Annotated in this window: 19 protein-coding genes; 9 read left to right on the top strand and 10 right to left on the bottom strand. The window is 69.1% G+C overall.

Going from position 1 to position 18,590, the window contains the following annotated elements; translation table 11 throughout:
• Window positions 1-22 precede the first annotated feature (22 nt).
• From AC5Y4Q_RS13875 to AC5Y4Q_RS13865, 3 genes are read right to left on the bottom strand one after another with little or no spacing between them, the layout of a single operon-like run.
• On the bottom strand, window positions 23-751 hold the full coding sequence (locus tag AC5Y4Q_RS13875) for an adenosylcobinamide-GDP ribazoletransferase (protein ID WP_064920736.1): 729 nt from the start codon (window positions 749-751) through the stop codon (window positions 23-25).
• Complete coding sequence (gene cobT, locus AC5Y4Q_RS13870) at window positions 748-1,812, bottom strand: nicotinate-nucleotide--dimethylbenzimidazole phosphoribosyltransferase (RefSeq protein WP_499959346.1); 1,065 nt, start codon at window positions 1,810-1,812, stop codon at window positions 748-750. The genes AC5Y4Q_RS13875 and cobT overlap by 4 nt, the downstream gene beginning before the upstream one ends.
• 23 nt (window positions 1,813-1,835) lie before the next feature.
• Window positions 1,836-2,522, bottom strand: a complete 687-nt coding sequence (locus AC5Y4Q_RS13865; protein WP_499959344.1) for a DUF3043 domain-containing protein — start codon at window positions 2,520-2,522, stop codon at window positions 1,836-1,838.
• Window positions 2,523-2,582: 60 nt separating this feature from the next.
• Between AC5Y4Q_RS13865 and AC5Y4Q_RS13860 the strand changes: the two genes are divergently transcribed.
• The 3 genes from AC5Y4Q_RS13860 (at window position 2,583) to AC5Y4Q_RS13850 (ending at window position 5,281) form a co-directional block, all read left to right on the top strand.
• Window positions 2,583-3,722, top strand: a complete 1,140-nt coding sequence (locus tag AC5Y4Q_RS13860; RefSeq protein WP_499959342.1) for a glycerate kinase family protein — start codon at window positions 2,583-2,585, stop codon at window positions 3,720-3,722.
• Window positions 3,723-3,827: 105 nt separating this feature from the next.
• Complete coding sequence (gene erpA, locus AC5Y4Q_RS13855; protein WP_064920733.1) at window positions 3,828-4,184, top strand: iron-sulfur cluster insertion protein ErpA; 357 nt, start codon at window positions 3,828-3,830, stop codon at window positions 4,182-4,184.
• Window positions 4,185-4,306: 122 nt separating this feature from the next.
• Entirely contained in the window at window positions 4,307-5,281 is a 975-nt protein-coding gene (locus tag AC5Y4Q_RS13850; protein WP_064920732.1) for a carbohydrate kinase family protein, read from the top strand.
• Window positions 5,282-5,360: 79 nt separating this feature from the next.
• Here AC5Y4Q_RS13850 and asnB read toward each other — a convergent pair whose 3' ends face one another.
• Window positions 5,361-7,307 carry an asparagine synthase (glutamine-hydrolyzing) gene (gene asnB, locus AC5Y4Q_RS13845; protein WP_499959434.1) on the bottom strand — a complete coding sequence of 649 codons (1,947 nt, stop codon included), beginning with the start codon at window positions 7,305-7,307 and terminating at the stop codon, window positions 5,361-5,363.
• Between the two features lie 206 nt (window positions 7,308-7,513).
• Between asnB and ctaC the strand changes: the two genes are divergently transcribed.
• From ctaC to AC5Y4Q_RS13825, 4 genes are all read left to right on the top strand, one after another.
• Complete coding sequence (gene ctaC / locus AC5Y4Q_RS13840; protein WP_125225743.1) at window positions 7,514-8,572, top strand: aa3-type cytochrome oxidase subunit II; 1,059 nt, start codon at window positions 7,514-7,516, stop codon at window positions 8,570-8,572.
• A gap of 12 nt (window positions 8,573-8,584) precedes the next feature.
• Window positions 8,585-9,004, top strand: coding sequence for a cytochrome c oxidase subunit 4 (locus AC5Y4Q_RS13835; protein ID WP_064920730.1), 420 nt, complete (start codon window positions 8,585-8,587; stop codon window positions 9,002-9,004).
• A 132-nt stretch (window positions 9,005-9,136) separates the two neighbouring features.
• Window positions 9,137-10,042, top strand: coding sequence for an MmpS family transport accessory protein (locus tag AC5Y4Q_RS13830; RefSeq protein ID WP_499959339.1), 906 nt, complete (start codon window positions 9,137-9,139; stop codon window positions 10,040-10,042).
• Window positions 10,042-10,674, top strand: a complete 633-nt coding sequence (locus AC5Y4Q_RS13825; protein ID WP_064924179.1) for a DUF2561 family protein — start codon at window positions 10,042-10,044, stop codon at window positions 10,672-10,674. Before AC5Y4Q_RS13830 ends, AC5Y4Q_RS13825 begins: the two co-directional genes overlap by 1 nt.
• Window positions 10,675-10,719: 45 nt before the next feature.
• Here AC5Y4Q_RS13825 and AC5Y4Q_RS13820 read toward each other — a convergent pair whose 3' ends face one another.
• Window positions 10,720-11,730 carry a sigma-70 family RNA polymerase sigma factor gene (locus AC5Y4Q_RS13820; RefSeq protein ID WP_064924189.1) on the bottom strand — a complete coding sequence of 337 codons (1,011 nt, stop codon included), beginning with the start codon at window positions 11,728-11,730 and terminating at the stop codon, window positions 10,720-10,722.
• 143 nt (window positions 11,731-11,873) lie between these two features.
• Between AC5Y4Q_RS13820 and AC5Y4Q_RS13815 the strand changes: the two genes are divergently transcribed.
• Together AC5Y4Q_RS13815 and AC5Y4Q_RS13810 are read left to right on the top strand one after the other, a co-directional pair.
• A complete protein-coding gene (locus AC5Y4Q_RS13815; RefSeq protein ID WP_064924178.1) occupies window positions 11,874-12,596 on the top strand; it encodes an SDR family NAD(P)-dependent oxidoreductase in 723 nt (240 codons plus the stop codon).
• 41 nt (window positions 12,597-12,637) lie between these two features.
• Window positions 12,638-13,384 carry an SDR family oxidoreductase gene (locus tag AC5Y4Q_RS13810; RefSeq protein WP_064924177.1) on the top strand — a complete coding sequence of 249 codons (747 nt, stop codon included), beginning with the start codon at window positions 12,638-12,640 and terminating at the stop codon, window positions 13,382-13,384.
• A 185-nt stretch (window positions 13,385-13,569) separates the two neighbouring features.
• On the opposite strand, the gene AC5Y4Q_RS13805 is transcribed toward AC5Y4Q_RS13810, so the two are convergent.
• The 5 genes from AC5Y4Q_RS13805 to ctaE are packed head-to-tail and all read right to left on the bottom strand — an operon-like array spanning window position 13,570 to window position 18,517.
• Window positions 13,570-14,181: a pyridoxine/pyridoxamine 5'-phosphate oxidase gene (locus tag AC5Y4Q_RS13805; RefSeq protein WP_082952782.1), complete on the bottom strand. Its 612-nt coding sequence runs from the start codon at window positions 14,179-14,181 to the stop codon at window positions 13,570-13,572.
• A 58-nt stretch (window positions 14,182-14,239) separates the two neighbouring features.
• Window positions 14,240-15,868 (bottom strand): cytochrome bc1 complex cytochrome b subunit, encoded by a 1,629-nt coding sequence (qcrB, locus tag AC5Y4Q_RS13800; RefSeq protein ID WP_064924175.1) that lies wholly within the window; start codon window positions 15,866-15,868, stop codon window positions 14,240-14,242.
• The gene (gene qcrA, locus AC5Y4Q_RS13795; RefSeq protein ID WP_064924174.1) at window positions 15,865-17,037 is read right to left on the bottom strand and encodes a cytochrome bc1 complex Rieske iron-sulfur subunit; all 1,173 of its coding nucleotides are present in this window, start codon (window positions 17,035-17,037) and stop codon (window positions 15,865-15,867) included. The genes qcrB and qcrA overlap by 4 nt, the downstream gene beginning before the upstream one ends.
• Window positions 17,034-17,909, bottom strand: a complete 876-nt coding sequence (qcrC, locus tag AC5Y4Q_RS13790) for a cytochrome bc1 complex diheme cytochrome c subunit (RefSeq protein WP_234786375.1) — start codon at window positions 17,907-17,909, stop codon at window positions 17,034-17,036. Before qcrC ends, qcrA begins: the two co-directional genes overlap by 4 nt.
• Window positions 17,906-18,517, bottom strand: a complete 612-nt coding sequence (gene ctaE, locus AC5Y4Q_RS13785; RefSeq protein WP_064924172.1) for an aa3-type cytochrome oxidase subunit III — start codon at window positions 18,515-18,517, stop codon at window positions 17,906-17,908. Before ctaE ends, qcrC begins: the two co-directional genes overlap by 4 nt.
• Window positions 18,518-18,590 lie beyond the last annotated feature (73 nt).

Here is an 18,590-nt window from a genome sequence, read left to right as displayed (position 1 = left end):
GAAATGTTACTTATCGGATGAATTAGAGCGCGGCCAGCAGCACGGCGACCAGCGCCGTGGTCCACTCGACGGCGGCGCCCAGCACATCGCCGGTGACTCCGCCGAGCCGGCGTACGCACCGCCGGACCAGCACCAACGCGCAGCCCAGCGCGACGGCGACGGCCACCGGCCCGTGCCACGGCGCCGAGCCGGCGACCGTCGACCCGGCTGCCAGCGCCAGCACCCAGGCAAGCGCCACCGGCACCGGCTGACTGCCCGCCACGGTGGCCCCCAGCGTGCTGCCCGCCGCGGCCGGCACCGACCGCAGACAGGCCAGCACCGCCGCCACCCGGCCGGCGCAGACCGCGACCACGATCCCCGCCACGTCGAGCATCGGCAACGCCAACGCCTGCAGGCCGATCACCAGCACCACCGCGACCACGCCGAACGGGCCGGTCGACCCCTCGCGCATCACCTGCAGCGCCTGCGCGGCGGGCCGGTAGCTGCCCAGCCCGTCGGCGGTGTCGGCCACGCCGTCCATGTGTAAGCCGCGGGTGGCGGCCAGCAGCACGGCCACCGCGAGCAGCCCGGCCAAGGCGCTGCCCGGACCGAATGCGATCCCGCCGGCCCAGACCACCCCGGCCGCCAGCGCCCCCAGGGCGGCGCCGATCACCGGAAGTGCCGTCAACGTCCCGCGTCCCGGCGGGCCGCCGACGCCCGGCAGCCGCACCGCCGTGCCGAACGCGACCGCCGAGGCCAGCGACCGGATCACGCGTCGGCTCCCGCTTTAGCCTCGGAGGGCCCGGAAACGCCGGCTTCGGCGAAGGTGGACATGGAGGCCAACGCCGCCACCGCGGCCCGCAGCACCGGCAGTGCCACCGCGGCGCCGGTGCCCTCGCCAAGCCGCATCCGCAGGTCGAGTATCGGCTCCAACCCCAGCGCCGCACAGGCCAGCGCGTGGGCCGGTTCGGGGGAGCGGTGGCCGGCCTGCCACCACGCCCGCGCGCCTGAGGCCAACCGTTCGCCGACCAGGGCAGCGGCCGTCGACGCCAGGCCGTCGAGCAGCACCGGGGTGCGCCGGACGGCCGCCTGCGCGCAGAACCCCGCCAGCGCCGCCAGGTCGGCACCCCCGCAGCAGCGCAACAGCCCCAGCGGATCAGACACCCGGCGAGCCCGAAACAGCGCATCGCGCACCGCCGCGGTCTTGCGCGCCCAACCGGCGTCGTCGATGCCGGTCCCATGGCCGACCGCCTCGACGGGCTCGGCGCCGGTCAGTGCCGCGACCAACGTGGCTGCGACCGTGGTGTTTCCAATGCCCATGTCGCCGGGGATGAGCAGATCTGCCCCGGCATCGACCTCACTGTCGGCGATCCGGCGGCCTGCATCCACCGCAGCCGCGGCCTGCTCGGCGGTCAGGGCGTCTTCGCTGGTGATGTCGCCGCTGCCCCGGCGCACCTTGTAGGCACTGAAGTCGGCCGCCTCGCTGTCGACCGCCATGTCCACCACCCGCACGCCGGCGCCGGCGACGGCGGCCAACGCGTTGATGGCAGCGCCGCCGCGATCGATGTTGGCGGCCATCTGCGCGGTCACCTCCGCCGGGTAAGCCGACACCCGTCCGCGCGTCACACCATGGTCGCCGGCGAACACCACCACCCGGACCCGTTCGAATTGCCTTGGCGGGCAACAGCCTTGACATGCCGCCGCCCATACCGACAGGTCCTCGAGACGGCCCAGCGATCCGGGCGGCTTGGTCAGGCCGGCCTGGCGGGCACGGGCGGCGGCGGCCACCGTCGCATCAGGCGGGCTGACCGGCGGGAAGTCGGCAAAGTCCAAAGCTGTCAGCCCCCGCGCCGGACTCAGTCGAGGCGTTCGCCGCGCCGCACCTGGGGGCGCGGTGCTCGCATCCGACGCAGCGTCGATGCGCGGCTGACGGCGTAGATCCCCAGTTTCCAGCGGGCTTCGGTGTCGGCGGGGAATTTGGTGTCGACCAGTCTGCTGACCTTGCGGGCCAACACGACGCCGTCGATGGCCATCAAGATCATCAGCACAAACATCGCCGGTGAAATGTAGAACTGGATCTGCGGCACGGCCATCATGACGAACATCAACCCCAGCGCCACCGGCATGAACATGCCGAGCAGGTTGTACCGGCCGTCGACGATGTCGCGGACGTACCGGCGCACCGGGCCGCGGTCGCGTTCGAGCAGAGCCGCCTCGTCGCCGGCGAGCATCCGCTCCCGGCGCTGGGCCATCCGTTCGCGCCGTTCGGCTTTCTGGGCCCGGCGCTCGGCCTTGGTCGGCTTCGGCCCGGCCAGGCTCTTGCGTCGGGCCCGGGCCTCGGCGGCGGTCATCGGAGCCGGCGCAACCGGGCCGCGACGCTTGGCCGCCGCGTTGCGCTTGGGGGTCGGCCGGCCCTTGGGAGCGGTGCCGCGGGAACGAGCGGTGTACTTGGCGTCGGCGCTGTCGAGGTCGACGGCGCCGCCCACGGAATCGGCGGTCCCCGCGGAACCCGCCTCATCTTTCCTGCGTCCCGGCAACTTCACGCCCGCCAGATTACTTGCCCGGCAGGTAACGGCGTCCGCGTGGCTCGATACCCTGCCGGTATGGCTGACCACCCCGGTGCCGGCTCCTCAGCGGCCTCGGGGACAACCGTGCTGCGGGTGCTGATCGCGCCGGACTGCTACGGCGAGAGTCTGACCGCGGTGCAGGCCGCCGCCGCCATCTCGACCGGGTGGCACCGCAGCCGCCCCCGTGACCGGTTGGCGATCGCCCCGCAGTCCGACGGCGGCCCGGGTTTCGTCGCGGTGCTGGCCGCCGGGTCGGGCACCGACGGTGCGGGCGCGGTGCAGCGGTGCCGGGTCAGCGGACCGCTCGGCACACCGGCCGACGCCGAGTGGTTCTGGGACGCCGATTCCCAGACGGCCTACCTGGAGTGCGCCCAGGCCTGCGGTTTGGGACTGCTCGACGGGCCGCCGTCGCCCAGCACCGCTCTGGCCGCCCACAGCGCCGGGGTGGGTCAGCTCATCGAGGCGGCGCTGACGGCCGGGGCGGCGCGGATCGTCGTCGGACTCGGCGGCAGCGCCAGCACCGACGGCGGGCGGGGCATGGTCGATGAACTCGGCGGCCTGGCCGTCGCCCGCCAGCGCCTTGCCGATGTCGAACTGATCGCGGCCTGCGACGTCGAATATCCGCTGCTGGGCCCGTGGGGCGCGGCGCGGGTGTTCGGGCCGCAGAAGGGCGCCGACGCCGCCACCGTGGCCGTGCTGGAAACCCGCCTGAGCGCCTGGGCCACCGAACTCGACGGCGCGGCCGGACGGCAGGTCAGCGCGGCCTCGGGGGCCGGCGCCGCCGGGGGGATCGGCGCAGCGCTGCTCGCACTGGGGGGCACCGCCGAATCCGGGGCGGATATCGTGGCCCGTCGCACCGGTCTGGCGGCCGCCCTGGCCGATGCCGACGTCCTGGTCACCGGTGAGGGCCGGTTCGACGAGCAGTCCCTGCACGGCAAGGTGATCGGCTCGCTGTGCACCGCGGCGCGGGCGCGGCACCTGCCGGTGCTGGTGCTGGCCGGTCAGATCGACCTGGACGAACCGGCGTTGCGGTCGGCGGGTGTGGTGGCTGCCCGGGCGATCGCCGACCACGCCGGCTCGGTGCGGTTGGCCCTGGTCGATGCGGCCAACCAGCTGATCGGTCTGACCACCGTGCTTGCGGCGCAGATCGGCAGCCCCGGTCCGGCGGCGCAGTAGGGAACACGTCGGCGCAAGGTATCGTTGTCACGGTGGGCGCAGACGCCTCGGCGACGCTTTGAGTCGAGGTGAGCCCACCCGAATCAACCGCAGTAGGGAGACGCAATGACTGTTCAGGATCAGTCGACCACCGAGTCTCACGGCGTGGTCTTGACCGATGAAGCCGCGGCCAAGGTGAAGTCGCTGCTGGCCCAGGAAGGCCGGGACGACCTGACGCTGCGCATCTCGGTCCAACCGGGCGGCTGTGCCGGCCTGCGCTACAACCTGTTCTTCGACGACCGCACCCTCGACGGTGACATGATCACCGAGTTCAACGGGGTCAAGCTGGCCGTCGACCGGATGAGCGCCCCGTACCTGCAGGGAGCGGAGATCGGCTACGCCGACCAGATCGACAAGCAGGGCTTCACCATCGAGAACCCCAACGCCGGCGGCTCGTGCTCGTGCGGCGACTCCTTCAACTGACCGCCTAGTACCGCCTCGTGACGCGACGGCTTGGCGCTGCCCGCCGACGGGCCGGGTTCCCCGGACCGCTACCGTGGGAACCCACAGCCAGGTCCACGTTGAACACACGAGGGGGATAGTCAGTGACGATTGCGGTGACCGGTTCGATCGCGACCGACCATTTGATGCGCTTTCCGGGTCGGTTCTCCGAGCAGCTGCTCGCCGATCACCTGCAGAAGGTTTCGCTGAGCTTCCTGGTCGAAGACCTGGTGGTGCACCGCGGCGGGGTGGCCGGCAACATCGCCTACGCGATCGGCGTGCTCGGCGGTGACGCCGCGCTGGTCGGCGCAGCGGGCGACGACTTCGCCGACTACCGCGACTGGCTGGTGTCGCACGGCGTCAACTGCGACAACGTGCTGGTGTCCACCACGGCGCACACCGCGCGCTTCACCTGCACCACCGACGTCGACATGGCCCAGATCGCCTCGTTCTATCCGGGCGCCATGTCCGAGGCCCGCAACATCTCGCTGGCCAAGGTGGTGGAGAGCGTCGGGAAACCGGAACTGGTGATCATCGGGGCCAACGACCCCGAGGCGATGTTCCTGCACACCGAGGAGTGCCGCAAACTCGGCCTGGCGTTCGCCGCCGACCCCTCCCAGCAGTTGGCCCGGCTGACCGGCGACGAGATCCGCAGGCTCATCGACGGTGCGACCTACCTGTTCACCAACGACTACGAGTGGGACCTGCTGCTGTCCAAGACCGGCTGGACCGAGGCCGACGTCATGAAGCAGGTCGGGTTGCGGGTGACCACGCTGGGCGCCAAGGGAGTCGACATCGTCAACCCGGACGGTTCCCGCGTCCATGTCGGCGTGGTCCCGGAGAAGGCCCAGACCGACCCGACTGGAGTCGGTGACGCCTTCCGCGCCGGTTTCCTCACCGGGCGCAGCGCTGGGCTGAGCTTGGAGCGCTCGGCGCAGCTCGGTTCGCTGGTGGCGGTGCTGGTGCTGGAGTCCACCGGAACCCAGGAGTGGTCATGGGACCGCGACCCCGCGCTGGCCCGGCTGGCCGACGCCTACGGTGACGCCGCGGCCGCCGAGATCGGCACCGCCCTCAAATAGTTTCCAGCCAGGCGAACGTGCGGTTTCATACGTGCGCTGCGGCGCGTTGCGGATGAAACCGCACGTTCGGGAGAAGCTTTTAGAGCTGCACCGGGTAAGCCGGCTCGCTGATGGCCGGCACCACGGAGTGCTCGACGAAGACCGCGTGCCACAGCATGAAGATCAGCACGGTCCACAGCCGGCGGCTGTGATCGGCGACGCCGGTGCGGTGCTCGTCGAGCATCGTGCGCACCGCGGCGACGTCGACCAGGTGACCCGCGCCGGTGCCGGCCACCGTGGCATACGCCCACTCCACCAGTTCGCCGGCGCGCAGCCAGTGCCGCAACGGCACCGGGAAGCCGAGCTTGGGCCGGTGCAGCACGTGGGCGGGGATGATCGGCTCCAACGCGCGACGCAGCGCGTACTTGGTGGTGGTACGGGTGATCTTGGCCGACACCGGCAGCCGCGACGCCACCGCGAACACCTCGGGATCCAGGAACGGCACCCGTAGCTCCAGCGAGTTGGCCATCGTCATCTTGTCCGCTTTGACCAGGATGTCGCCGCGCAGCCAGGTGAACAGGTCGATGTGCTGCATGCGGGCCACCGGATCCCAGCCCGCCGATTCGGCATACACCGGCGCGGTGACGTCGGTGTGAGTCCACTCGGGGCAGAAGCCGGGCAGCACCGCCCGCAGCTGCTCGTCGGAGAAGCTGCGCGCGTTGCCGTAGTAGCGCTCCTCCAGCGTGAGCGAGCCGCGGTGCAGCAGGCTCTTGCCGCGCATGCCGTCCGGAAGCGGCCGCGATACCTTGCCCATCGACCGGCGCACCGGTGCGGGCAGGTAGTCGAACGGCCGCAGCGACAGCGGCTCGCGGTAGATCGTGTAGCCGCCGAACAACTCGTCGGCGCCTTCCCCGGAGAGCACCACCTTGACGTGCTTACGGGCTTCGCGGGCGATGAAGTACAGCGGGACCAGGGCCGGGTCGGCGACCGGGTCATCGAGGTACCACACGATCTCGGGCAGGGCGGCGACGAATTCGGCCGGGCTGACCACCTTGACCACATGGCGGGCGCCGATCGCCTCGGCGGACGCGGCGGCCACGTCGACCTCGGAGAAGCCCTCCCGCTCGAAGCCGGTGGTGAACGTGATCAGGTTGGGGTTGTGGCGCATCGCCAGCGCGGCGATCGCGGTGGAGTCGATCCCCCCCGACAAAAAGGCGCCGACCGTGACGTCGGCCCGCATGTGCTTGGCCACCGAGTCCTCGAGCACCGCGGTGATCTCGTCGTAGCGCGCCTGCTCGGTGTCGCGCGTGAGCGGCCTGGCGTCGAACCGCGGTGTGAAGTAGCGGGTGATCTCCGGGACCGGCCGATCCGGGCTGATCCGCGCCCAGCAACCCGACTCCAGCCGCCGCACGCCGGAGTGCAGGGTTTCGGGTTCGGGGACGTACTGCAGCACCGTGTAGTGCTGCAGCGCGCGCAGGTCGATGCCGTCGTCGCCGGTCTGGAAGCCCACCAGGTCAGCCAGATCCAGCAGCGACTTCTTCTCGCTGCCCACCGCCGTGCCCCCCGGCCCGGTGGCCATGAACAGCGGCTTGATCCCGAACGGGTCGCGGGCGCAGAACAGTTCACCGCGCAGCGTGTCCCACAGCGCAAAGGCGAACATGCCGCGCAGTCGGGGCAGCACGTCGGCGCCCCAGTAGTGGTAGCCGGCGACGATCGCTTCCCCGTCGCCGTCGGTATGAAAGACCGCGCCGTGCGACGCGGCCAGTTCCTCGCGCAATTCCAGGTAGTTGTAGATCTCGCCGTTGAACACCAGCACGTAGCGGTCCGGCTGTTCGGCGGGCCCCCAGCGCAGCGGCTGATGCGAGTGCTCGATGTCGATGATCGACAGCCGGTTGAAGCCCAGGGCGATGCCGTCGCCGGTCCAGGTGCCCAGTTCGTCGGGGCCTCGGTGGCGCATCAGGTGGGCCGCCCGTTCGACCCGGGCGGCTACCGCGCCGGGGTTGGCGGTGCCGGCCGGGGCACACACGAGGGCCAGCAGTCCACACATCGGGTCCCAGTATGCCGCACCGGCATCGGCCCCGGCCTGCGCAGGGCCGGTACCGACCGGGACGGTCCGGGACAGGGGCAACACGCCGTGACCGGCTGACCGGCAGGTCACGCGAACCTCGGTGATCGGGGTGGTCTACGCTGCGTAGTATTCGACTGCTCCGCCGGTTCCCGCCGGCCCGGTCTGTGACTCGAGGAGGCACCAACGTGACACGTCGCGGGCAGGGCGTTGTGCTTAGCCGTCTGCGTCGACCGCTGGCGGGGGCCGGCGTGCTGAGCCTGCTGGCGGTGACGCTCAGCGGCTGCAGCTACGACTGGACCGACGTGGTCGGCTTCGGCTGGCCCAAGGGCATCACGCCGGAGGCCGAGGCCAACTACAAGCTGTGGATCGGCATGGTGATCGCCTCGGTCGCGATCGGCGGGATCGTCTGGGGAATGATCTTCTGGGCGACCATCTTCCACCGGAAGAAGGCAACCGACACCGAACTGCCGCGCCAGTTCGGCTACAACATGCCGCTGGAGCTCGGGCTCACCGTCCTGCCGTTCTTGGCCATCGCGGTGATCTTCTACTTCACCGTCGTGGTGCAGGAGAAGATGCTGCACCACGAACCCGACCCCGAGGTGGTCGTCGACGTCACCGCGTTCCAGTGGAACTGGAAGTTCGGCTACCAGAAGGTCAACTTCCACGACGGCACGCTGAGCTATGACGGCGCCGACCAGCAGCGCAAAGAGGCGATGACCTCCAAGCCCGAAGGCGTCGACGCCCACGGCGAGGAGCTGGTCGGACCGGTTCGTGGTCTCAACACCGAGGACCGGACCTACCTCAACTTCGACCGGATCGAGACGCTCGGCTCCACGAACGAGATCCCGGTGCTGGTGGTGCCCAGCGGCAAGCGCATCGAGTTCGTGTTGAACTCCGCCGATGTCATCCACTCCTTCTGGGTGCCGGAGTTCCTGTTCAAGCGTGACGTCATCGCCTGGCCCGAGCGCAACAACCAGGTGAACACCTTCCAGGTCGCCGAGATCACCAAGGAGGGGGCGTTCGTCGGCCACTGCGCCGAGATGTGCGGCACCTACCACGCGATGATGAACTTCGAAGTCCGGGTGGTCTCGCCCAACGACTTCAAGGCCTACCTCGGTCAGCGCATCGCCGGGAAGAGCAACGCCGAGGCGCTGGAGGCGATCAAGCAGGAGCCGCTGGCCATCACCACGCGGCCCTTCGACAGCCGCCGCGGCCTGCTCGCCCCCAACGCCAGCAACAAGTAGGGACACAACCTCATGCGCATCGAATCCAGGCTGTTCGAGTTCGTGGCCACCTTCTTCGTGGTGGTCGGGGTGATCTACGCCTTCCTGACCGCGCAGTTCGCCACCGGCGGTGTGGAATGGGCCGGCACCACCGCGCTGTTCCTGACCGGCGGCATGGCCCTGATCGTGGCCACCTTCTTCCGCTTCGTGGCACGCCGGCTGGACACCCGCCCCGAGGACTACGAGGCCGCCGAAGTCAGTGACGGCGCCGGCGAGCTGGGCTTCTTCAGCCCGCACAGCTGGTGGCCGGTGCTGATCGCGCTGTCGGGTTCGGTGACCGCCGTCGGGATCGCGTTGTGGCTCCCGTGGCTGATCGCTGCCGGAGTGGCGATGGTGTTGTCGAGCGCGGCCGGGCTGGTCTTCGAGTACTACATCGGCCCCGAGAAACACTGAGCCGGTCCGTCTGGACCGCCGTGTCAACCCGCTTGGGTAGGGTTGCCGGTGCACAATGACCAACGGCGGTTGATATCGATCGCGGTCGGTGTGGCGCGCGTGGGCGCTGCGGTTGGAACAGGATAGGCAGGAATGAGCGGGCCGAATCCCCCGGAGGCGGGCTCTGGCGACGAGGACCCCGGCAACGGTCAGCCGGCCTCTGAACTGACTCCTGAAGCGGTCTCGGCCGCTGACGACATCCCGCCGATCGACGAGATCGCCGCAGACACACCGGGCGGCACTCGGGACAACACCGCCTATTCGCAGGCCTATTCGGCACCTGAGTCCGAGCAATTCTTGAGCGGGCCCTACGTGCCGATGGATCCGCGACTCTACGACTACGACAGCTACGACACACCCGACGAGCCCGATCCACACGCCAAGACCCCGCGCTGGCCCTGGGTGGTCGGGGTCACCGTGATCATCGCCGCGATCTCACTGGTCGTCTCGGTGGCGCTGCTATTCGCCCGCACCGAGACCCACGACCTGGCCACGCCGGCCACCACGAGCACCACCGTCTCGCAGCCGCCCGTGCAGGACGAGATCACCCGGACCAGCACCCCGACCACCACCACCACGCCGCCGCCGCCCCCGCCGCCGTCCAGCGAGGAGCCCCCACCGCCGCCGCCACCGTCCAGCGAGGAGCCACCGCCCCCACCGCCACCGGTTGAGACGTCTCCTGAACCATCCACTACGACACCGGAGGCCACCACGACCACCCAGGCCAAGCCGTTGCAGGTGACCTATTCGGTGACCGGCACCAAGGCACCGTTCGACCAGATCACGATCACCTACGTCGACGCCTCCGGGCAACGCCGGACGCAGCGCAACGCCTACATCCCGTGGTCGCTGACGCTGACACCGATCTCCCAGTCGGAGATCGGCTCGGTGGAGGCGTCCAGCATGCTGCGGCTGAGCAAGCTCAACTGCTCGATCACCAGCAGTGACGGCAGGGTGCTGTCGTCCAACAGCAACGACGCACCGGCGACGAGCTGCTGATGGCCGGCCGAAACATCGCAGACCGTTTCGTCCGCCCGGGGCAGTCCCCGGAGGTCACCGACCGGGTGCTGCTCGGCGCCTGTGCGGCGATCTGGCTGACGCTGTTGGGCATGAGCGTGGCGGCCATGGTCGCCCTGGTTGACCTCGGGCGGGGCTTTCATCAGCCGGCGAAGAATTCGCACACCGGCCTGCTCTACATCGTCATCGGCGTCTCCGCGCTGGTCATCCTGGCCGCCATTCCGGTGTTGCTGCGGGCCCGCTCATCCGGGCCCGCCCCCGGACCGGCCGGCTTCGCTCCCCGGGCCGGGGCGCCGGCGCGACCCGGGGCGCCGCTGCCGCAGCGCGGGTTCGACGCCCCGGGCCGGCGGTCGGCCACCGAACGCCCGGTGTTGCCCAACCAGGCCCAGGTGGACCGGGTGCTGCTGCGCGGCGTCACCGTGCTCGCCAGCGCCGTCGGCGGCGCCCTGACCATGGTCGCCGCCGCGACCTATCTGATGGCCGTCGGCAAGGACACCGGCTCGTGGGTCTGCTATGGGTTGGCTGGGGCGATCACCCTGGCCATGCCGGTGATCCCGTGGCTGTACCTGCGCCAGCTGGGTGAGGTGCTGGAACTGCCGTCCCGGTTCGGCTGACGGTTATACGCAGCGGCTGCGCGACCACTTCCAGGGACATCGCCGTCAGCCCGGCAGCGCGTGGGGCAGCCCGAACCAGGGGAGTACGTCGTTGTCGAAGCGGGTCAGCGCAGATATGCGATTCCCAGTGACCGACAGGACCAGCAGGCCCGCGCCGTGGCGGATGCCGTCGCCGCCGAAGCGGCCGTAGGCGCCGAACGCGAGTTGACCGTTGGCGCGGGTCGGCACCAGGTGGTATTCCCGGCCCGCCCCGAAGATGGTGGCGAAGAAACGCCCAACGACGTCGCGGCCGTGGTATTCGAGCGGAATCGGTGGCATGGAGAGGCGGACATCGTCGGTGAGCAGGGCGACCAGCGCCGCGACATCGCCGGACTGGTAGACACGGACGAACTTGGTCACGAGGGCCTGCTCGGCCGGCGAGTTGGGGGTGGACGGGACCGGGCCTTGGGCCCCGGCCGGCAGCCGGCTACGCAGGGCGGCCCGGGCGCGTTTGAGAGCGCTGGTGACCGCCTCCACGGTGCAGTCGAGCATCTCGGCCACCTCTGCGGCGGGGTATCCGAGTACCTCGCGCAGGATGAGCACGGCGCGTTGGCGGGCGGGCAGAACCTGCAATGCGGTCATGAAGGCCAGCGAGATGGCCTCAGTCTGCTCATAGCGGGCCTCCGGACCCGGGGGCGCGTTCATCGCGCCCTCAAGCAGGGCATCGGGATACGGCTCCAGCCACACGATTTCGCCGAGGGAGCTCGGTTCGGGCGGTTCAATGTGGGGCATGTCCCACTCCTTGGCCGAGCGCCTGCTCGCCGAGCGAAGCGTGCTCAGGCATTGGTTGGTCGCTATTCGGTACAGCCAGGTGCGGATGGAGGCCCGTCCTTCGAACCCGTCGAGACCTTGCCAGGCGGCCAGCAGCGTGTTCTGCAGGGCGTCCTCGGCGTCATGCAGCGATCCGAGCATCCGATAGCAGTGCACCTGCAGTTCTCGACGGTGCGGCTCCGTCAGCTCTCGGAACGCGTCGCCGTCTCCGGCCCGCGCCCTGGCCATCAGGTCGGCTGTTTCCATCACCACCTCCACCCTCGCGTCACGCTGCGGTTCCAGTATTGACGCTGGCGGGGCCCGAAACTGGGCGCATCGGGGGCGCCCAGTTTCGGGGCGTAGTTGCCTCTACCTCTTCGACAGCTGCACAACTTCGCCGAGGAGGACACATGACCATTACCGACAAGGCCGTGTTGGTGACCGGGGCCAACCGGGGAATCGGTCGGGCCCTGGTGCAGGAAGCGCTGCGCCGGGGCGCGACGCGAGTGTATGCGGCTGCACGCCGCCCCTCGCACCATCCCGACGCGCGCGTCACGGCGCTCACGTTCGACATCACCGACGGTGCGCAGATCGCAAGCGCCGCAGCGCACGTCGACTCGCTGGACGTTCTCGTCAACAACGCCGGCGTGGCCCTCTACGACGACTTGAGTGACCGTACGATGATCGAGAGGCATCTCGCCGTGAACCTGTTCGGCACCTACGCCGTGACCCGGGCGTTCCTGCCGGCGCTGACGCGCTCCCAGGGGGCCGTCGTCAACAACCTGTCGTTGAACGCGTTGGCCCCACTGCCGCTCATCCCGGCCTACTCGATCTCCAAGGCGGCGTCGTTCAACCTGACCCAATCGCTGCGGATCCTGTTGGCCGCTCAGCAGGTGCGCGTTCACGCGGTGCTGACCGGCCCCACCGACACCGACATGACCAACGGATTCGACGTCGTCAAGGCCGCACCCGAATCGGTGGCCCGCGCGATCTTCGACGGGGTGGAGCGGGGAGACGAGGACATCTTCCCGGACCCGCTGTCGCAGTCGCTCGCACCGACCTGGCACAGCGGGGCGGCCAAAACCCTCGAGCGCCAATACGCGGCGCTGCTCGACGCGGCGCCGGCTAGCTAGCCACCGGCGGAACGAACCGACCCGAAAAGGGAGTGACAGCAATGACTATCGTGAGCGGCCAGAGGGCCGTCGTCGTCGGGGCCAGCCGCGGATTGGGACGCGGGATCGCCTGCGCGTTCGCCGAAGCCGGTGCCCGGGTGGTCGCGGTGGCGCGAACCGCCCCGGCACTTGCCGAGCTGGCCGACAGCAACCCCAACATCGCCACCGAGGTCGCCGACGCGGCCGACGCCACCGTGGCCTGGAACCTGATCGACCGATACGAGCCGCCGGTGCTAGTGCTGGTCGCCGGCGCCAACCCGGTGATGCGTGCGCTGCAACACCAGACCTGGGAGACGTTCTCGGCCAACTGGCACACCGACGTCAAGATCGCGTTCAGCTGGCTGCGCGAAGCACTGCTCAAGCCGCTGCCACCCGGCAGCAGGGTGGTCGTGGTCAGCAGCGGAGCTGCCCTCAACGGATCCCCGGCCAGCGGAGGCTACGCCGGGGCCAAGGCCACCCAGCGGTTTATCGCCGACTATGCCCAGGACGAAGCCCGGCGCGCCGGCCTGGGCCTCACCATCACGACGGTGCTGCCCAGGATGACCCCGTTCGGCGACGTGGGCAGCCGCGGCGTGCGGGCCTACGCGGCGCGCACCGGCCAAACCGAAGAGCAATACCTGCAGCAACTCGGGAAGCTCTTGACGCCGCAGGTGGCCGGGTCCGCTCTCGTCGAACTGGTGCTTGCCGACCCTGCCAACACGGCGCCGGGGTATCTGCTCACCGGCGCCGGGCTGCAAGAACTGCCATGAAACGCGTTGCGCCACAACCACAAGAGCCGCTCGACGGCGAAGGGAGAACACCCATGTCGTGGCATCGGATCGGGCGGCCGCCATGACCGGCACGGTCGCGAACCTGACTGGCGGCGTGATCGTCGATTGAATGAGTTTGGTGGGCAATAGGATTCCCATGACATCGATCGGACGACCGCCCGACGTCACGGCCACAGCAATGTCGGCGACCAGCCCGCTTCGGCCCGCTCGTAACGCAGCCGCTGGTGCCGGCGATCACGATCGACCTGCCAGAATTCGACCGTGTCGGCGCGTACCGCATACGACACCCAGTCCGCAGGCACCAGAGCGGGGGACCGCTCGAGTTCCAAGCGGGCCTTTGCCAGCGCCTCACCGATCTCAGCTGGAGCGCAGTAGGGCTCACTCTGCCGCCCGGTCAGCGCCATCGTGCGGGCGCCTTCGGAGCGGGCCAGAAAATCGTCGGCGGTCACCTGTGGCGGGTCAGCCTGCGCGATGCCCTCGACCCGGATCTGCCGGCCCAGCGCGGGCCAGTAAAACGTCAGTGCCACAGCGGGATTGCGGGCTAGCTCGGCGCCTTTGCGGCTCACCGAGCTGACCGCGAAATGCCAACCGGCGGCGTCGACGTCCTTGAGGATCAGCACCCGCGCTGACGGCCGCGAACCCGCGACCGTGGACACGGTCATGGCGTGCGGTTCCGCAACACCGCTGTCGACGGCGTGCAACAGCCACCGGATGAACAGCTCTACCGGGTCATCGGGTGCCTGCGCCGGGTCGAACTGCGGGGCCGCACCAACCAAAACGGGCAGCCCGCGCAGGAGATTGCGCAGGCTGCCCGATTGTTCGGACCCGGTGGGCCTAGTGCTGCTGGCCGTTGCCGTTGCCGTCCTGACGCTCGGCCAGCGCGGTCAGCGCCCGCCGTTCGCTGGCATGCGCGGCCTCGTTGAGCGCGGCGTCCTCGGCCACCGGGTCGGCGGTCAGGAAGCTGCCCCGGCCGGGGGAGCCGGCCGAGCCGAGCTTGTTCATCTTCTTCGGCAGTGCCGCACCGGCGTATTCCAGCGGAATCGGGTGGCCGTGCTCGTCGACCGGTCCCAGCGGCTGGTGCAGCTCGATGTAGGCACCGTGCGGCAGCCGCTTGATGATGCCGGTCTCGATGCCGTGCTCGAGCACCTCACGGTCACTGCGCTGCAATCCGATGCACCACCGGTAGGTGGCGAAGAAGATGATCGGCGGCAGTACCACCATCCCGATGCGGCCGATCCAGGTCGTCGCATTCAGGGAGATGTGGAACTTCCAGGCGATGATGTCGTTCATCGCGGCCAGGGTCAGCACCATGTAGAAGCTGATCGCCATGGCGCCGATCGCGGTGCGGACCGGAGCGTCGCGGGGGCGCTGCAGCAGGTTGTGGTGGGCGTAGTCACCGGTGAACCGCTTCTCCAGGAACGGGTAGATCGTCAGCAGGACGAACACCAAACCCATGATCAGCGCGACCCCGACCGGGCCGGGCACGGTGTGGCCCAAGAAGTAGAACTCCCAGGCCGGCCACAGCCGGGCCAGCCCCTCGGTCCACATCATGTAGAAGTCCGGCTGGCTGCCCGCCGAGACCTGAGAAGGCCGGTAGGGGCCCAGGTTCCAGATCGCGTTGATCTGCAGCAGCCCGCCCATCAGGCCGAGGATGCCGGTGATCATCGCGAAGAACGCGCCGGACTTGATCGCGAAGACCGGCAGCACGCGCACCCCGACGACGTTGCTCTCGGTGCGTCCGGGCCCGGGGAACTGGGTGTGCTTCTGGAACCACACCAGCGCCAGGTGCACGCCGATCAGGGCCAGGATGATGCCCGGGATCAACAGGATGTGCAGCGCATAGAGCCGGGGGATCAAGATGGTGCCGGGGAAGTCGCCGCCGAACAGCGCCCAGTGCAGCCAGGTGCCGATGACCGGCATGCCCAGCGTGATCGACGACAGCGCCGCGCGCAGACCGATGCCCGACAGCAGGTCGTCGGGGAGCGAGTAGCCGAAGTAGCCCTCGAACATGGCCAGGATCAGCAGCAGCGAACCGATCACCCAGTTCGCCTCGCGCGGCCGGCGGAACGCGCCGGTGAAGAAGATACGGGCCAGGTGCACCATGATCGACGCGGCGAACATCAACGCCGCCCAGTGGTGCAGCTGCCGGACGAACAGGCCGCCGCGGACCTCGAAGGAGATGTCGAGCGCCGACTCGTAAGCCCGCGACATCTGCACGCCGTTGAGCGGCTGATAGACGCCGTGGTAGATGACCTCGGCCATCGACGGGTCGAAGAACAGCGTCAGGTAGACGCCGGACAGCAGCAAGATGATGAAGCTGTACAACGCGATCTCACCGAGCAGGAACGACCAGTGCGTCGGGAAGACCTTGTTGAACTGGCGGCGCAACGCGGCCGCCGGGTGGTAGCGGGTATCGATGTCGTCTGCTTGACGGGCGAGCAGGTCGCCGATTGCAGGGCTCATGAGGTGCGCTCCCAGAAGGCCGGTCCGACAGGTTCGACGAAGTCGCCGTTGGCGACCAGATGCCCGTTGCCGTCAACGGTGATCGGCAGCTGTGCCAGTGCGCGTGCCGCCGGGCCGAAGACCGGCTTGGCGAAGTGCAGTGCGTCGAACTGCGACTGGTGGCACGGGCACAGAATGCGGTAGGTCTGCTGCTCGAAAAGTGAAGAGGGACAACCCAGGTGCGAGCAGATCTTGGTGTAGGCGAAGAAGTCGCCGTAGTTGAAGCTCTCCTGTCCCGCTCGCTTGACCACCTTGGGCATGTCGTCGGGCCGGATGCGGATCAGCATCACCGGGTTGCGCACGCCCATCATGATCTCGTTGAGCTTCTCGCGGGACTCCTCGGTGGTGCCGTCGCCGTCGGACTCCCGCCACGGGAAGACGGTCTCCATGCCGCCGGCGTCGAGGTCCTCCGGGCGCATCTTGACGAACGGGGAGTTGGTGCTGTGGCCGGTCGCCCGGGCCAGGTAGATGGTCTCGCCGGGGTAGCGCGGGGTCCATCCCGAGGTCCACAGCACGGCCTTCTTGCCCTCGGCGGTCTCAACGACGGGCTTCCACGGGTTCTTGATGAGGCCACCGGCCCCGGCCACCAGGGTGCCCAGTCCGAATGCGCCGAAGCCGATGCCCAGCGAGGCGCCGAGCAGCTTGCGCCGCCCGATCGTCGAGCCCTCGAACGCGTCGGTCAGCTGGGCGGCCACCGTTTTACGGTCCAGCTCGGCAGAGCTGCCATCGTGGCGCTCCTGGATGGTGATCTCTTCGGGGATGAACTTCTTGACGAACATCACCGCACCGATGCCGATCAACAGCACCGAGAGCCCGAAGGTCAGCCCGTACAGCGGGGTGGCCAGCGAGTAGGCGAACCCGTCGGGGGACCCCACCGGCGCGTACTCCCACGGCCAGAACAGGAAGATCAGCAGCAGGGCGAGCCCGAAGCCGCCAGCGGCCAGAAACCAACCGGCGACGCTGCGCTCGGCCCGCTTCTCGGCCCGGGTGCCTTCGACCTGCCAGCGCGGCTCTTTGAAGATCGTCTCCACGCCGTCGAGGCGCCCGCCGAGCGCGAGCAGCTCGTCGGTGTTCATCGCGGCCAGCTGAGCCGCGTCGGGAACGCCTGTGTCCTTGCTGACCTCGGTCATGAACGCACCCCGATCCACAACGCCGCGCCGATGGCAGCGACCATTCCGATAATCCACATCACCATGCCCTCCGGCGCCGGGCCGAAACCGCCCAGCCCGTAGCCGCCCGGATCACGTTCCTCGGTAACGGATTTCACGTAGGCGATGATGTCCTTCTTCTCCTCCATGGAGATCTGCCGGTCGGAGAAGCGCGGCATGTTCTGCGGGCCGGACAGCATCGCGGTCAGGATCTGCTGCTCATTGGCCGGCTCCAGGTCGGGGGCGTACTTGCCCGAGGACAGCGCGCCGCCCCGGCCGGTGAAGTTGTGGCAGGACGCGCAGTTGAGCCGGAACAGGTCGCCGCCGCGGCCCAGGTCGTCGCCGCGCAGCGAAGCCTGCGCGATGCTGCCGTCGGCGTTGCGCACCACGGTGGGGCCGCCACCGTTGGCCTGCACGTAGGCGCCGAGGGCGTCGATCTGCTTGTCGTCGAACATCGGGTACTTGCGGGGCGCCTGCGCTTCGCCGCGAACCGCGGGCATGCGTCCGCTGGAGACCTGGAAGTACACGGCGGCCTCGCCGACACCGATCAGGCTCGGTCCGCGGCCCGGCTCACCCTGCAGGTTGGCGCCGTGGCAGCTGACACATGAGGTGTCGAACAGCTGCTTGCCGGTGCGCAGCAGCGCCGAAGCCGACTCGTCGGCGACCGCCACCTGCGGCGTCGGCGTCAGCAGTGCGGCCAGCCCGCCCGCCATGGCCAGCGCGACCAGCAGCAGCAGCCCTCCGGACAACCGACGCCGGAGCCGCCGCCGGGCGACGGCTTCGTTGTGGCGAGGTCGGGCCCACTTCTTCGGTGTCTTCAACCGGACACTCCTGTTCATCGGGCGGTTGCTCATCGGATGAAGTAGATCGTGGCGAACAGTGCGATCCAGACGATGTCGACGAAGTGCCAGTAGTAGGACACGACGATCGATGCGGTGGCCTGGGCCGGGGTGAACTTGCTCATCGTGGTGCGCACCATCAGGAAGATGAACGCGACCAACCCGCCGATGACGTGCAGACCGTGGAAGCCGGTGCACAGGTAGAACACGCTGCCGTAAGCGCTCGACGGGATGGTGGTGCCGTGCGTCACCAGGTGGTAGTACTCGTAGCCCTGCCCGATCACGAAGAACAGGCCCATCAGGAAGGTCACCAGGTACCACCGGCGCAGCCCGAACACGTCGCCGCGCTCGGCGGCGAACACGCCCATCTGGCAGGTGAACGACGAGGCGATCAGCACCAGGGTCACCGGGACGGCCTGCCACAGGTTCAGCTCAGTTGGCGGTGGCGGCCAGGCGCCTCCGGACTGGGCACGGGCCGTGAAATACATCGCGAACAGCCCGGCAAAGAACATCAACTCACTGGAAAGCCACACGATGGTGCCGACGCTGACCATGTTCGGACGGTTCAGCGAATGCACACGCGACGTAATGGCAGTACCCGAGGACCCCACAGCGCTCGTCACATCCGCAAGTATGACGCTACGTAGTTGTAGATCTCCACCCGGGGCTGACAATTCCTGCGAACTGCTGTTGGTT

Source organism: Mycobacterium sp. NGS16, from assembly GCF_059813225.1.
Note: the sequence above shows the minus strand (reverse complement) of the source record. Positions and strands in the feature narration are given on the sequence as shown.